This window comes from Flavobacterium aquidurense (genome assembly GCF_031458035.1).
Classification (GTDB): Bacteria; Bacteroidota; Bacteroidia; order Flavobacteriales; family Flavobacteriaceae; genus Flavobacterium; species Flavobacterium aquidurense_C.
Genome location: NZ_JAVDXR010000004.1, coordinates 184920 through 199236, shown reverse-complemented (window position 1 = coordinate 199236; position 14317 = coordinate 184920). Strand labels below are relative to the sequence as shown.

The following is a 14317-nucleotide window of genomic DNA, read 5'->3' as shown; positions in this document are numbered from 1 at the left end:
CAATTCTTTAGTTCGTTTTTGACATGTACATGTACCAGTTCCATTCCCAGGTTTTTCCTTTATCATCAGACATAGCCTGACTCCAAACTGGATTGTTTTCATCTCTGGCATCCCAACGAAATACCTGAATTAAATTTTTGCCTTCAAAAATATCTTGGGAGAAAAAATGCCCAACTTTGTTTTCAAAGGAACCAACAACGGGTTTATCTAAAGTTCCGGTATTGGAATCTGCCCAATAAATACTCCACAATTTTGTTTTTGGATTAAATAGGCGAACCGTCATGCCTTCAAAAGGTTCTCCGTCGAAAGTGGCAAGGAAATTATCAATATTGCCAATGCCATTCAAAATCTTGTACATTTCCTGGGTTGACGGAAACTCAATCCATTCAGTACAATTCACAAATCGCTGTTTTAGTTTTTTATTTTTAATAACAGATTTTCCCTGAAAAAAATCGAAATCATTTTTTGAAGAAGATTTAGAAGCAACAATAATAAGATCACCATTTACATCAAAATTGATTTCTGGAATTTCTAAGTTTTCATTTTCCATAAAAAAATATTTATTTAAATAGTCACAATATAGTGTGCCTTTTGACTTTAAGACTTTAAACTTTCGACTTACTTAAGTTCTGTATTCTCTTGTTACCTTATCAACTCCGTCAATTTTTTTGATTGCATTAATCATCTTTTTCAAAATCGTATTGTTTTTGACAATAACCGCAATCTGTCCGTGAAAAATTCCTGCATCAGTACTCAACGAAATACTCTGAATATTCACACTCATATTGTTGGAAATAACTCTTGTCAATTGATTGGTAAGTCCCAAAACATCCATTCCGGTAATATTGATAATGGCTTTAAATTCTTCCTGAGAAGAATCTATCCATTTAGCAGTCATGATTCTGTATGCATAATTTGATTGCATTCCAATCGCGTTCGGACAGTCTTTTTTATGCACTTTAATTCCTTCGTTGATGGTTACGAAACCAAAAACATCGTCACCCGGAATTGGGTTACAACATTGCGAAAGTTTATAGTCAAGCTTGTCATGTTCTGTTCCAAAAACCAACATGTCATAATTGCTGCTAATGACTGGTTTATGAATATCCTCGTCCGCAGTGTCTTTATTTCTTTTGATTTTATTTTTAAAGAAATTGATAAACGAATTGCTTTTTTGTGCTGCGTAATCTTTTAACTGCTGATTTTCGATCGCACCAATTCCAACCCTGTAAAATAAATCCAGACTTGTTTTAAGTTTGAAGAAGTTAACCAATTCATTGATAACCTGTTCGCTGATGGTTATTTTTAAATGCTTCAGTTTTCGCGTTAATAACTCTTTTCCTTCCTCAGCAATTTTTTTGGTATTCTCGTTTAGAACGTTTTTAATTTTATTTTTAGCGCGGGATGTTGTTACATATTCCAGCCAGTTTACAGTTGGTTTTTGATTGGCAGAAGTAATAACTTCGACCTGATCACCACTTTTAAGCTCATGATTTAATGGAACCAAACGCCCGTTTACACGAGTTCCTCTGGTTTTAATTCCAATTTCAGAGTGAATACTAAAAGCGAAATCTAATGAAGTAGCTCCTTTTGGCAACGATTTGATTTCTCCTTTTGGAGTAAAGACGAAGATTTCTTTTGAATATAAATTCATTTTAAAATCTTCTACAAAATCAACTGCATTTGTTTCCTGGTTTTCCAGTGCTTCGCGAAGTAAATTCAGCCAGACATCCAAACCGCTTTCTTCGGTTGCGCCATTTTTATATTTGTAATGTGCAGCGTAACCTTTCTCTGCAATTTCATCCATACGCTCGCTTCGAACCTGAACTTCAACCCAACGGCCTTTTGGTCCCATTACGGTAATGTGCAAAGCTTCATAACCGGTTGATTTTGGGGATGAAATCCAGTCACGCAAACGACTTGGACTCGGTCTGTAGTGGTCTGTTACAATCGAATAGATTTTCCAGGCAATAAATTTTTCGTCATGTGGATCAGCTTTGTAAACAATTCTTAGCGCGAATTTGTCATAAACTTCATCAAAACTCACATTTTGCGCACGCATTTTTCTACGAATCGAATAAATAGATTTCGGACGACCTTTTATGATATAGTCAATATCTTCATTGTCTAAAGATTTCTTCAAAACATCTGAAATATCTTTGATGTAAGCATCTTGTTCCTCTTTCGTTTCTCTGATTTTGCTCACAATATCATTGTAAACGTTCGGCTCTGTATATTTTAAACCTAAATCTTCAAGTTTGGTTTTGATATTGTAAAGTCCCAAACGATGGGCGAGGGGAGCATAAATATAAAGTGTTTCAGAGGCGATTTTGGTCTGTTTGTATTCGACCATCGAGTCCATAGTCTGCATATTATGAAGACGATCGGCTAATTTTATTAGAATTACGCGAACGTCATCATTCAAAGTCAGAATCATTTTTCTGAAATTCTCTGCCTGCATTGAGGCATTTAAATCTTTTTGAACTAATGAAATCTTAGTTAGACCTTCAACTAATTGTGCCACTTTTGGATTGAACAGACGTTCAATATCTTCAACAGTAATTGGTGTATCTTCAACAACATCGTGCAATAAAGCCGCAGCGATAGAGGTCGCTCCCAAACCAATTTCGGAAGCAACAATTTTCGCAACTGCAATAGGATGAAAGATATACGCTTCGCCAGATTTGCGTCTTTGTTCTTTGTGGGCGTCAACAGCCACATCAAATGCTTTCCGGATTAGTTTTTTATCAGCTGGTGTTAAAGTCTGGTAACTTATTCGAAGTAATTCTTTGTATTCCTGCGCAATCGCTTTGTTTTCTTTTTCAATATCTATTTCTATCATAACGGCATAGTTCAAGTACTAAAAATAAGCATTAGTTTGAATATACGCAAGGTTTTAGATTGCTGATTTGTGATTTTAGATTTTAGATTTTTTGAATGTGAAATCAAGGAAAATTTAGATCCTTTAATAGTCTGAATTTTAGCAAGAGCTGTTTCTTTGAAAATTAAATTCACAGAATTTAATTTTCAATCTAAAATCTAAAATCTAAAATCTAAAATCTAAAATCTAAAATCTAAAATCTAAAATCTAAAATCTAAAATCTAAAATCTAAAATCTAAAATCTAAAATTTCAAAAAGTCTAAATCCTGAAAATCATAACTAAAATCAGTTAATTCAGAAATTGGAAGCATTTTTAGGTTGATTACGTTTCCGTTTGCATCATATTTGAAAAGCAAATGGGCATCCGCATGGAAAAAAGCATTATTCCATTTCACGACATAATTTCCATCTTTATAGAAAAATACTTCTCCAGCTAGTTGAGGAGAACGCTTTGAAGCAAAATATAGTTTTCCTTTTTTCTCGGTAATGGTAATTTCGCCAAACCAATTGTCTTTGTAAGTTCCTGTGATTTTAGAAAAATCAGTTTTTAATTTGTCTTTTTTGTTTTTAGCAACAGTTGCCCAAACTTCATCTGTAACTTTATCTGCTTTTTCTTCGTTAGCTTTCATACGGTTGCTGTAAACTGTTACATAATCATCCGATTTAATGCCTAGATAACTGTCCTTAATAGTATTGGTAATTGCATTAAAAGCAGCTCCTGATTGTTGATTAGTCAGTACGATAATGCCCAAACCTAATTCCGGTATCAAAGTAGTTTGTGTCACATTTCCTTCTAATCCTCCTGTGTGAGAAACTTGTTTGTATCCTTTTACATCATTTAAAACCCAGCCTAAACCATATCCTGAAAAATGAGTATTGTACGGAGGTCTTGTTTTGGTCGGAATAATTGTCTGCAACTGCCACATTTCATCGTGTTCTTTCTCTGAAAACAATTGTTTGTTGTCGCCATATTTTCCGTTATTGATTTGTAAAATTGCCCATTTACTCAAATCATTTACACTGGAGTAAATTCCGGCAGCACCGTCAAAAAGGTTATTTTCATAACGTTTTATGGTTTTTAATTTTCCATCAATTGGAACGTGAGGGGTAATTACATTCGAAGTATCTTTTAATCGTTTTAATGAAGCCACACTGTTGTTCATTTCCAACGGTTTCATAATACGGGTTTCAACAAAGGCAGCCCAGGTTTGTCCGCTTACAACATGCACGATTTCGCCGGCAATAATGTACATCAAATTGTCATAATCGTATTTGGTTCTAAAGCTTGAAACGGGTTTTAAATATCTTAAATTATGAACAATATCCGTCGCTGTAAAATCACTTCCGTCAGGCCAGATCATCAAATCACCGGCTCCAAGTCCGAGACCACTTCTGTGCGTCAATAAATCGCGAATCGTAAATTCTCGTGTTACGTAATCGTCAGACATTTTAAAATCCGGCAGATAAGTAATCACTTTGTCATCCCATTTTATTTTACCTTCATCAACCAGCATGGCGAGTGCAGCCGTTGTAAAAGCTTTGCTATTTGATGCGATTCCAAAAAGTGTATTGGCATCAACCTTTTGCTGTGTTATAACTGATTTTACTCCGTATCCTTTTGCTAAAACAACTTTTCCGTCTTTGACAATCGCAACCGCAATTCCGGGAACATCAAAAGCTTTTATGGTACGGTTTACCAATTCATCAACCTCCTGATTGGTGATTTGTGCCGAAACCGAAAAACTAAATAATAAGGCTAAAAGAGATAATTTGTAATTCATAATATGCGTATTGGTTTTTAGTTAAATCCTCTTTGACGTTTGGCTTCAAAAATTAAAATTGCAGCAGCAACAGAAACGTTCATACTGTCAATTTCGCCCTGCATCGGAATGATAATATTTTGTGTCGCTGCATCACGCCAATCCTGCGTTAATCCAGTCGCTTCAGTTCCAACAACTAATGCCGTTGGAGTAGTGAAATTTTGTGTATGATATGAAGTTGAATTTTGTAAAGTGGCGCAATAAAAATTAATCTTTTTTTCTTTCAAATAAGCAATGATTTCCGCTGTTGTTCCTGTCGCAATTTGATTGGTAAACAAACAGCCTACGCTTGAACGCACAATATTTGGATTGTATAAATCACTTTTTGGATTTGCAATTAAAACCGCATCCAGATTGGCAGCATCTGCGGTACGCAAAAGTGCTCCTATATTGCCTGGTTTTTCAGGTGCTTCAGCCACTAAAATTAGAGGATTTTCAGATAGTTTTAAATCTGATAATTGTAACGATTTTGTTTTGGCTATTGCCAAAATTCCTTCTGTTGTATCTCTGTAAGCTAATTTCTGGTAAACTTCTTTATTGATTTCAATTAACTGAACTGGTGTATTAACCAATTTATTAATTTGATTTTCAGTTACTAATTCCGGTAAAAATAAAACGGTTTCAATTTCATAACCGCCTTTTAAAGCGATTGAAATTTCGCGTAGACCTTCAATCAAAAATGTTCCGGTTTGTTTACGGGCTTTTGCCTTTTCCTGAAGTAAAACAAGTGATTTTATAAACGGATTTTGTATTGAAGTGATTTGTTTCATTTTTTTTAAAGGCTCAAAGTTGCAAAGGTTCAAAGGTACAGAGTTTTTTTCTTCCTGCAAGGTTTTCGAAACCTTGTAGGTTTCAGTATAGAAACAAAAAAAGTTTGCCACGAATTACACTAATTTTCACGAATTAGTATTGCTTTAATGCGAATAAAAAATAAGTGAAAATTAGTGTAATTCGTGGTAAAAAAAATCTATTCCTCCGAAGCAGTTTCTTCTACAAGTTCTTCCTCTTCTTTTGGTCTTGTCATAACCTGTTCTTTTTTACCGAAAAGGAACTTTTTAAGACCAGCAAATGCAGCAATAATTCCGACAACTATAATTTTTCCAAATTTTGCCAAAATTGCAAAGAATCCCACTTTTGCCAGAACTTTTCCAGCTACTAAACCTCCAATTGTCCATGCCGCAACGGTATCAGTATCAGCGTCAAAATCTAGATATTTATGACCATCGTTAAATTCAACACTTTTTAAGATTCCGGGAATACTTGCTTTTACTTCAGCAAGCTCATCCATATTGGCCACTGCCGAAATATTGTACATTCCCTTTCTTCCCAAAACTCTTAAATCATAGTTCAGGGTATTAATAGTGCTTTGACCAAATTTTAATTCTTTTGCCCAGTGCAGCACTTTTAAATTATTATCATAATATGGTTTTGATGCCCATCCCACTAATTGAACTTCGTCATAACCTCCTTTTTTTCTTTCCTCACTTGTTGTTTTGGTATCTTCCTGCATGGTTTTTAGCAAATCGTCATAATCGATGTCGGCAGCGTCATCATCTTTTACGAAACCATCGCCTTGATAACTAATTACAAACATCCAGCTGTTGCTATGTGTAACGCCTTTTCCGTCTGGAACAAGTGCTCCTAAAATGGATTCATCTTTAGGATTCCCCCATAAGTCACTTAAAACATGTTGAGTTTGTTCTCCGTTTAAGAATTTAAATCCTTTAGGTACATTCAAAACTCCTTCTCCTTCCGTTAAGGTAATTTTTCCTGTTTCATACTTCAAAGAATTGTCGATTTTTTCATAATAAGCTGCAGTTGTATCTGCTTGGGCCGTTATTTTAGGAATGAAAACGGCAGATAATAAAATAGTTAGTAGAATTCTTTTCATTGATTTTTGGTTGGTTAATGGTTAATTATTAGGGGTTGTTAAATTTATTTTTGGAGTAATTCCTGAATTTCATTCGCCACCGGATGATCTGTGGAAAAATTGTATCCCATGATTTTTGCGATGGTTTGTGCAAATTGTTTTTGATAGAATTGAGAATCTGTTTTGATTTCGCCCTTTGCTGCAATTTCTGGTCCAATTACAGCAAACCAAATTTCAGATGCACCTGCAATATCAGCCCCATGATCTGTCCATTGTGCTTTTGTTTTGTCGCCACGGCCATGATCTACGGTAATTAATAAAGTAGTTTTGTTTTTGTATTGTGGATCATTTTGTACAAATTCCCAAATCTCTTTTATCCATTTATCAACCTGATTGGCAGCATCTAAATACGATCTGTATTGTCCGGAATGTGCCCACTCATCGGTTTCTCCGTATGCGATATAAAGTACTTTTGGTTTATTATTTTTAAGTTCGTCTAAAGCTTGATAATGTGTAAAAACATCCAAACATTCATCGCTATGAAAAGGTTTAAACGAATTATCTCGCATTTCATTTAGTAATTTTTGCGCTGCCGTAGGTTTGTTTCCTCCGACTTTATCAAAGGCTGAAATGACAGGAAAACCACTTCTTTCCTCATTTAAAATTCGGTCAAAAGCATCCCAGGCACCAAAAGCAGCTGTCTTTCCCTTAAGTTTTGGCTGCTGATTTAGAAATTCTAAAATATTCACATTTGGATTAGCCTTATAACCATTTGAATTAACAGCTATATCAACATTTCCGGTCATAATTTCGCTATATCCGGGATAACTGAACCAATACGGATTGGATACATCTACTTTATTACCGAGATTTCGATTGCCATAAATTTGTCCTTTCGACGCAATTTCTGACCATAAAAATGGCATTAGTTTTTTACGACTTTCTTTAAAATCAGAACTTGAATATTTCTTATAAATATAGGTACTGTCTCCCTGATTGAATTTTTTATCATTGGCAATTGCCGGATCCATTCCTTTAAAGACTTCCTGCCATCTAAAACCATCTGTGGTAATGATAATGATGTTTTCTGTTTTTTGTGCTGAAGACAAAAAGCTTGTGAAAACGAGTAGGATTAGAATTATTTTTTTCATTTTTCCTAAGTTATAAAAGTTCTGGTATCTAATGATTAGATTTTTTTCCGCCACGAATTCACGAATTTTTATTTTAAGCTTGAACAATATAATGTGTGAAGTCGTGGCTAATTTTCTTAATCAGCATTTTACATTTCACAAAACACATTTCACAATCTATAAAATCCCTCTTGCCTTAATTTCCAAATACTTATTGATAGCATCCAAAGTTAAATTCTCAGGCTGCGTCAAAACCGAATGTATTCCGTATTTCTTAAGTTCATTGGCGATTAAACGTTTTTCGAACATGAATTTTTCGGCAATGACTTTATCGTAAATTTCCTGAACGGTGTCTGTTTTTTTGTTGATTAATGAATTCAATTCGGTATTCTGAAAAAATACTACAACCAATAAATGACTTTTTGCAATTCCTTTCAAATAAGGTAATTGTCGATTTAAACCGTCCATCGTTTCGAAATTGGTGTACAAAATAATCAAACTTCTCTGATTGATATTTTTTTTGATGTCAACATACAATCGACTGTAATCACTTTCGAAGAAATCGGTTTTGATATTGTATAAAGTCTCCAGTATTTTTTGCATTTGCGAAGATCTTCTTTCTGCAAAAACTCTGTTTTCTACTTTTTTAGAGAAAGCAAAAATTCCAGCCTTGTCCTGCTTTTTCAAAATCACATTAGACAAAACCAAGGTCGAATTTATCGCATAATCTAATAAACTCAAGCCGTCAAAAGGCATTTGCATCACACGGCCTTTGTCAATCGCCATATAAACAGATTGCGATTTTTCGTCCTGAAACTGATTCACCATCAGTGCGTTTTTCTTGGCCGTTGCCTTCCAGTTTATCGTTCTCAAATCATCGCCCTGAACATATTCTTTAATTTGCTCAAATTCCATAGTATGACCAATTCGTCGAATTTTTTTGATTCCGTATTGGTATAAATTATTCGAAAAAGCTAGTAAATCGTATTTCTTCAATTGCATAAATGAAGGATATGTTGGCACCATTTGATCTTTATCGAAAGTAAATCTTCGGGAAATTAATTTTAAGGGGGAAGAAACATAGATATTCAAATTTCCAAAAAAGTATTCGCCACGTTCTGTTGGACGTAAATCGTAGCCTATTTCTTTTTGACCTGAAGCCGGAATCGCTTTTATAATCTTGAAATCACGAATCTGAAATTGAAACGGAATTTCGTCAATAACCTTTACTGAGATCGGAAAAGTATATTGGTTTTTAATTGTAATCTGAATCTGATTTAAATCGCCGTTTGACAGTTTTTCCGGCGTTTTTCTCGTTGCTTCAATTCCTGTTCTCGTTAAATATAAAAGCAAAATATCAAGACCTAAAAAGGTGCTTAAAACCAAAACAATAAACCAGACTCCGTTGTATAAATTCGGAAAAATAAAAGCACAAATAAACAGTCCTATAATTCCTAAAAGGATATAGAAAAAGAAGTTATTCAGATATAGGCTTTTTATGAAATTCAATTTAAAAGGGTTTTAAAGTTTTTTTTGTTTCAGGTTTCAGGTTTCAAGTTTCAGGTTTAAAAAGGTTTCTCCAGAAGCCTCGGGACGCTCAACCTGATACAGTATTTCACATTTCACATTTCACATTTTACAATTAACCATTAACAATTAATAATTATCTCGGGATCTCGACAGTTTCCAAGATCTGCTTAATAATTTCAGTACTTGTAATACCTTCCATTTCACGTTCCGGAGTTACAATAACACGATGTTGCAGCACCGGAATTGCAGCTTCTTTTACATCTTCAGGCGTTACGAAATCACGGCCACGAATAGCTGCGAAACCTTTGGCGGCATTTAAAATTGCGATCGATGCACGAGGCGAAGCTCCTAGATATAAAAAGGCGTTTTCACGTGTATTGACAACAATTCTTGCTATGTATTCCAGTAAATTTTGCTCGACTCTAATTTGTTTGACTAAAGCCTGATATGCTTTAATTTCTTCACCGGAAAGAATGGTTTTTATAGCTTCTAATTTTCCGTGATCCTGTAATAAATGCTCTCTTTGGATGATCAGGATTTCTTCGTCTAATTTTGGATAATCAATTGAAATTTTGAATAGAAAACGGTCCAATTGTGCTTCCGGCAAACGGTATGTTCCTTCCTGCTCAATGGGGTTTTGAGTTGCAATTACCAAAAAAGGAGTATCCAGTTGAAAAGCGGAACCGTCAATCGTAATCTGGCGTTCTTCCATAACTTCAAAAAGTGCGGCCTGTGTTTTGGCAGGAGCACGATTTATCTCGTCAATTAAAATTAAATTGGAAAAAATAGGACCTTTTTTGAATTCAAATTCGGAGCTTTTTAAATTGAAAATTGAAGTTCCCAAAATATCTGATGGCATCAAATCTGGCGTAAACTGAATTCGGCTAAAGCCAATATTTAAGGTTTTAGATAATAATTTCGCTGTGATAGTTTTGGCAACTCCCGGAACACCTTCAAGCAAAACATGTCCATTTGATAAAATCGCAACCAAAAGCTGATCAACCATTTTGTGTTGCCCTACAATAACAGTTTCCAATTCTTTTTTGATAGCACTTACATGCTCCAAAAGCGGTGCTAGGTTAATTCTCGTTTCAAAATTCACATTTTCATTTGTGATTTCGGTTTCTGTTCTATTGATATCGTCCATGGTTTGGTATGTTTTCTTTTGTTGAATTTTTATTTTTTTTTGCCACAGATTAAAAGGATTAAATTGATTTTTAGAAACTTGCCTAATTTTTAATCTGTGAAAATCATTTAATCTGTGGCTAATATTTTTTTAATTTAATGCAATATTTTCTCAATCGCGTTATTAATTCTGATTAAATCTTCTTCGAGATTGCCGTGATAACTATTTCGATGTTCGTTAATCAGAAAAACAAGTTCCTGAATATCGGTTTCATTTTTCCCAGTTTTATGATGCAGTTTTTTAATGAAATTATCGTCAAGTCTTGTAGTGTCAATTAAATATTCATTTCTGATTTTCTCCAGGAAATAAATAATTTTTTTGTCAATCAGATTTCGGTGATCGCCTTCCTGATAATATAAATTTCCAATTGTTTTGGTAAAATCGACCGTTAAATTAGATAAAGGTCTTAGTATTGGAACAATGCGTTGTTTTCGTTTGGTATTAAAAACAATAAAAATTACTATTCCGATTAAGCTTAAATACCAAGCCCATTTTAAGGCCGGCTGACTAAAGATAAAACGCATTCTTGAGCTTGAAATGGACTCGTCTTTTTGCAGTTTTGTGTACCAAAAAATAGCACCCTTTGGTAAATAAGACATTACATTTTCAGCATATTGATAATGATCTTTTTTCAATAAATGAAAGTTCGTAAAGGCAGCTGGCTGTGTATGAAGATAAAAATAACCATTCTTATACGGAACTTTTATAAAATTGATGTGTTTCTCTTTTTTTGAATTTCCCTGATAACCTAAAACTGTTGTGTTTGCGGTGTCTATTTTAAAAAAATAATCTTCTACAGATTGCTGGAAAATATATTTTTTTGAGCTAACATTTTTATTTGCCATCCAAACCAGATTGTTTTTTGGCTCATGGAAAGTGTATTTTGTAGCAATTTTCAAACTATCCATTAAAGATTCAGGAAATCTTCTCATGCTTAAAAATGCATTATTTCCGTGCGAAACAAAATAGAAAAGTTCTGTAACCGATTGTTCATCAATATTGTCAAGTTCAGAAATACTTAAAAAAGTGCCTTTTATTTTGTATTCTTTGACTAAGGTATCTGCATCGTATTTTGAATCTAAATATTCATACGGCGTTACATTGGCTATCCTTTCAATTTTCTGATTTTTTAAAAGTGGACCAATTTCTTTATCAAAAATGTACAGCCCATATGGAATTTTGTCGTGCACAGAAAATGTGGGACGCCAGTCTATAGGTTTCTTTTCGTTGCGATCTGTTATTAGAATCAGGGCTAACACAAAAACCAGAACACCGATATAAATTTTTATGGATTTATTCATTGTTAAAGGTTTTTATGGATTTCTTAAAACGGTTTTCGGCTTTTATGAAAGAAGTTTCATCAATTTCAAATTCGCCATACCAAATATAATTGTATAAGTAAGACAAATAGGTGAATTCTTCTTTATGTGCCGGATATTTAAGTTCGTACAAATAATCAGAATTGGTTTTTTCGATATCCCATTCGATATAATTATTTTGCGCCATAACTTTCAGTAACCAAAGGTAATAGTAACGAATTGCAATTCGTTTTTCTCCGTTTTGAATACTTTCTTTGATAAGTTTTTCGAAATCCAGTAAGTGAATATTTTTTTCAATATCAGAATATTGGACGTTTCTTTTGTTGGCATTTTTTCCAAAAATCCATTGTCCTTCTTTATTAATTAAAGCTTTAACGATTAAATAAATGACAGCGATAATAATAAGAACAGCCAAAATTCGTAAAACAATAAAGGCAACGGTCACAGATTTTTCAGGATCATTGAATGCAAAAATCCTTCTTATAAAATCTACAATCCATTCTTTGATGTTGTCCCAAATACCTCTTTCGGGCGCTTTTGGCTCATAAATAAATTCAGGGGCTGTATATTTTTTTTTGAAGTTTTTAGAAAATGTTTTGGCCTGTATCGTGTCTGAATCAATCTGAATATCTTTCTCAGAATATTTTACAGAACCCACTTTTGGAGGTTCGGATTTAGCCAAGGTATCCTGAGCATTTGAGATGCCAAAGCAAAAAAAGAAGGATAAAATAAAAAAGATTCTCTTCATTAGTGGTTTCGATTAATTCAAATGGGCTGATAATTGTTGTACTTTTTTGTGTACTATAGCAGGATAAATTAAATAATAAAATGAAATTAAACCCAAAGTAGATACTATAATAGAAACGCTTAACCAAATAGGCATATCGATAGAATAACGTGTTATGAAACCTTCCAGAAAACCAGCTGCACACGTAAAAGGAATTGTACTTAGGTATATTTTGAAACTATTTTTAAACCCAATTTTAAAAGAATTCAATCTTGAAAATGTTTTTGGGAAAAGTATTGAAGCTCCAAAAATAAATCCCGCCATAGACTCAATTACGATTGCAAAGATTTCCATAGAACCATGAATCCATATGCCACGAACGCTTTTCCAGAAAACGCCATGCTCGAAGAAAAAATACTGGAATGATCCTAGCATAATACAGTTTTGCATTAGATAATAAAAGGTTCCAAGACCACCAAAAATGCCATAAAAATAACATTGTGCACCAACTTTCAAATTGTTAACGGTGATGCCAATGAAACTTCCCCAATTGGTCGAAGTACCGTAAACAGCCATGGGATTTCCTTTTTTTATGTTTTCTAAAGTCATGTTGATATAGTCATCGCCCATAACCAATCTGGCAAAATCTGTATCATAACGTGCAGAAATTACACCTATTCCGACCATAGTAAAAAACAAAATAAAGGCGTACAATAAATACCTTTTATATTCGTAAACAAGCAACGGAACTTCAGTTTTAAAGAATTCTGAAACTCTGTTTTTCTCTGTTCGTTTGGTTTTGTAAATTTTTTGATAAATCTGAGAAGCAAGATGATTTAAGTAAACAACTGTTTTACTTTTAGGATAATACGTTTGCGCATACGACAAATCATTCATCATTTGAATGTATAAATTAGCTAACTCATCAGGATTTTTTTTAGCTTTACCAAAAATAGCGAGTTCAAACTCCAGCCATTTTTCTTTATTTTGTTTTATGAAGGCAACTTCTCTCATTGTAGGCTAAAATATAAAATATGTCAGAATTATCTATAACCACGACACAAAATGTTAAAATTAATTTTATTGCCGCTTCTATAGGCGCGCGAATAGGATCTTATTTTATAGATTTAGTTATTAAATCGTCTTATATATTGGTGGTTGCATTTGTACTTTTTTACTTTTTTCGTTTTGACAGGGTATTTGCAGGTTTAGATGTCTGGTCAAGAAGAGCGGTTATTTTTATAATTTGTTTTCCGGTTTTACTGTACTCTATCACTTTAGAAAGTATTTTTGAGGGGCAAACTCTTGGTAAAAAACTGCTAAAAATAAAAGTGGTTAAAATAGATGGGTATCAGGCGGGTTTTGGCGATTACTTTGTGCGTTGGTTTTTTAGACTCATAGACATTTCAATTCTTGGCGGATCAGTTGCTTTAGTGGCTGTGGTTTCGAGTAAAAATTCGCAACGATTAGGTGATATGGCAGCAGGAACGGCTGTTATTACATTAAAAAATAAAATCAACATCAGCCACACAATTCTTGAAGAAATCGGAAATTCGTACGTTCCAACTTATCCCTTGGTTATAAAATTGTCTGATAATGACATGCGAATTATTAAGGAAACTTTTTTGAAAGCCGAGAAAAAAAATGATCATGAAATTATTTATAAATTGGTAGCTAAAATTGAAAGTGTTACCGGAATCAAAAAGCAATCAGGAGAGAATAGTGATTTTATCAGAGTGATTCTGAAAGATTATAATTTCTATACGCAGAATATGTAGATTTTTGGAAGGTTCTGAGGTGCTGAGATACTAAGGTTCTAAGGTTTTTTTTTTTTGAAAATGAGTGTTTAGTTTT

The 14317-nt window shown here is 33.7% G+C and carries 12 protein-coding genes; 1 reads left to right on the top strand and 11 read right to left on the bottom strand.

What is annotated here, in order from left to right; all coding sequences use genetic code 11:
- Nucleotides 1-7 precede the first annotated feature (7 nt).
- The 11 genes from J2X17_RS08330 to J2X17_RS08280 all read right to left on the bottom strand — a co-directional run bounded on the left by J2X17_RS08330 (nt 8) and on the right by J2X17_RS08280 (nt 13477).
- Nucleotides 8-550: a hypothetical protein gene (locus tag J2X17_RS08330; RefSeq protein WP_310296468.1), complete on the bottom strand. Its 543-nt coding sequence runs from the start codon at nt 548-550 to the stop codon at nt 8-10.
- Between the two features lie 72 nt (nt 551-622).
- Complete coding sequence (locus J2X17_RS08325) at nt 623-2842, bottom strand: RelA/SpoT family protein (RefSeq protein WP_310296466.1); 2220 nt, start codon at nt 2840-2842, stop codon at nt 623-625.
- Between the two features lie 281 nt (nt 2843-3123).
- Entirely contained in the window at nt 3124-4662 is a 1539-nt protein-coding gene (locus J2X17_RS08320) for a serine hydrolase (RefSeq protein ID WP_310296465.1), read from the bottom strand.
- Between the two features lie 17 nt (nt 4663-4679).
- The gene (locus tag J2X17_RS08315) at nt 4680-5471 is read right to left on the bottom strand and encodes a TrmH family RNA methyltransferase (RefSeq protein WP_310296462.1); all 792 of its coding nucleotides are present in this window, start codon (nt 5469-5471) and stop codon (nt 4680-4682) included.
- Nucleotides 5472-5668: 197 nt separating this feature from the next.
- On the bottom strand, nt 5669-6592 hold the full coding sequence (locus J2X17_RS08310) for a DUF2167 domain-containing protein (protein WP_310296460.1): 924 nt from the start codon (nt 6590-6592) through the stop codon (nt 5669-5671).
- A gap of 44 nt (nt 6593-6636) precedes the next feature.
- Nucleotides 6637-7722, bottom strand: a complete 1086-nt coding sequence (locus tag J2X17_RS08305; protein ID WP_310296458.1) for a sulfatase-like hydrolase/transferase — start codon at nt 7720-7722, stop codon at nt 6637-6639.
- A 156-nt stretch (nt 7723-7878) separates the two neighbouring features.
- Nucleotides 7879-9210, bottom strand: coding sequence for a DUF58 domain-containing protein (locus J2X17_RS08300; protein WP_310296456.1), 1332 nt, complete (start codon nt 9208-9210; stop codon nt 7879-7881).
- A 154-nt stretch (nt 9211-9364) separates the two neighbouring features.
- Nucleotides 9365-10378: an AAA family ATPase gene (locus J2X17_RS08295; RefSeq protein ID WP_310296454.1), complete on the bottom strand. Its 1014-nt coding sequence runs from the start codon at nt 10376-10378 to the stop codon at nt 9365-9367.
- Between the two features lie 134 nt (nt 10379-10512).
- Nucleotides 10513-11718 (bottom strand): DUF4350 domain-containing protein, encoded by a 1206-nt coding sequence (locus J2X17_RS08290; protein WP_310296452.1) that lies wholly within the window; start codon nt 11716-11718, stop codon nt 10513-10515.
- Nucleotides 11711-12418: a DUF4129 domain-containing protein gene (locus J2X17_RS08285; protein ID WP_310296451.1), complete on the bottom strand. Its 708-nt coding sequence runs from the start codon at nt 12416-12418 to the stop codon at nt 11711-11713. Before J2X17_RS08285 ends, J2X17_RS08290 begins: the two co-directional genes overlap by 8 nt.
- Before the next feature lie 78 nt (nt 12419-12496).
- The gene (locus J2X17_RS08280; protein ID WP_310296449.1) at nt 12497-13477 is read right to left on the bottom strand and encodes a stage II sporulation protein M; all 981 of its coding nucleotides are present in this window, start codon (nt 13475-13477) and stop codon (nt 12497-12499) included.
- Nucleotides 13478-13497: 20 nt separating this feature from the next.
- On the opposite strand from J2X17_RS08280, the gene J2X17_RS08275 reads away from it, so the two are divergent.
- The gene (locus J2X17_RS08275; RefSeq protein ID WP_310296447.1) at nt 13498-14241 is read left to right on the top strand and encodes an RDD family protein; all 744 of its coding nucleotides are present in this window, start codon (nt 13498-13500) and stop codon (nt 14239-14241) included.
- The last annotated feature ends 76 nt before the right edge of the window (nt 14242-14317 follow it).

What these genes read in the sequence shown, in the direction of transcription:
- J2X17_RS08330 (WP_310296468.1), bottom strand. Translation starts at nt 550, where the DNA reads ATGGAAAATGAAAACTTAGAAATTCCAGAAATCAATTTTGATGTAAAT.
- J2X17_RS08325 (WP_310296466.1), bottom strand. Translation starts at nt 2,842, where the DNA reads ATGATAGAAATAGATATTGAAAAAGAAAACAAAGCGATTGCGCAGGAA.
- J2X17_RS08320 (WP_310296465.1), bottom strand. Translation starts at nt 4,662, where the DNA reads ATGAATTACAAATTATCTCTTTTAGCCTTATTATTTAGTTTTTCGGTT.
- J2X17_RS08315 (WP_310296462.1), bottom strand. Translation starts at nt 5,471, where the DNA reads ATGAAACAAATCACTTCAATACAAAATCCGTTTATAAAATCACTTGTT.
- J2X17_RS08310 (WP_310296460.1), bottom strand. Translation starts at nt 6,592, where the DNA reads ATGAAAAGAATTCTACTAACTATTTTATTATCTGCCGTTTTCATTCCT.
- J2X17_RS08305 (WP_310296458.1), bottom strand. Translation starts at nt 7,722, where the DNA reads ATGAAAAAAATAATTCTAATCCTACTCGTTTTCACAAGCTTTTTGTCT.
- J2X17_RS08295 (WP_310296454.1), bottom strand. Translation starts at nt 10,378, where the DNA reads ATGGACGATATCAATAGAACAGAAACCGAAATCACAAATGAAAATGTG.
- J2X17_RS08290 (WP_310296452.1), bottom strand. Translation starts at nt 11,718, where the DNA reads ATGAATAAATCCATAAAAATTTATATCGGTGTTCTGGTTTTTGTGTTA.
- J2X17_RS08280 (WP_310296449.1), bottom strand. Translation starts at nt 13,477, where the DNA reads ATGAGAGAAGTTGCCTTCATAAAACAAAATAAAGAAAAATGGCTGGAG.
- J2X17_RS08275 (WP_310296447.1), top strand. Translation starts at nt 13,498, where the DNA reads ATGTCAGAATTATCTATAACCACGACACAAAATGTTAAAATTAATTTT.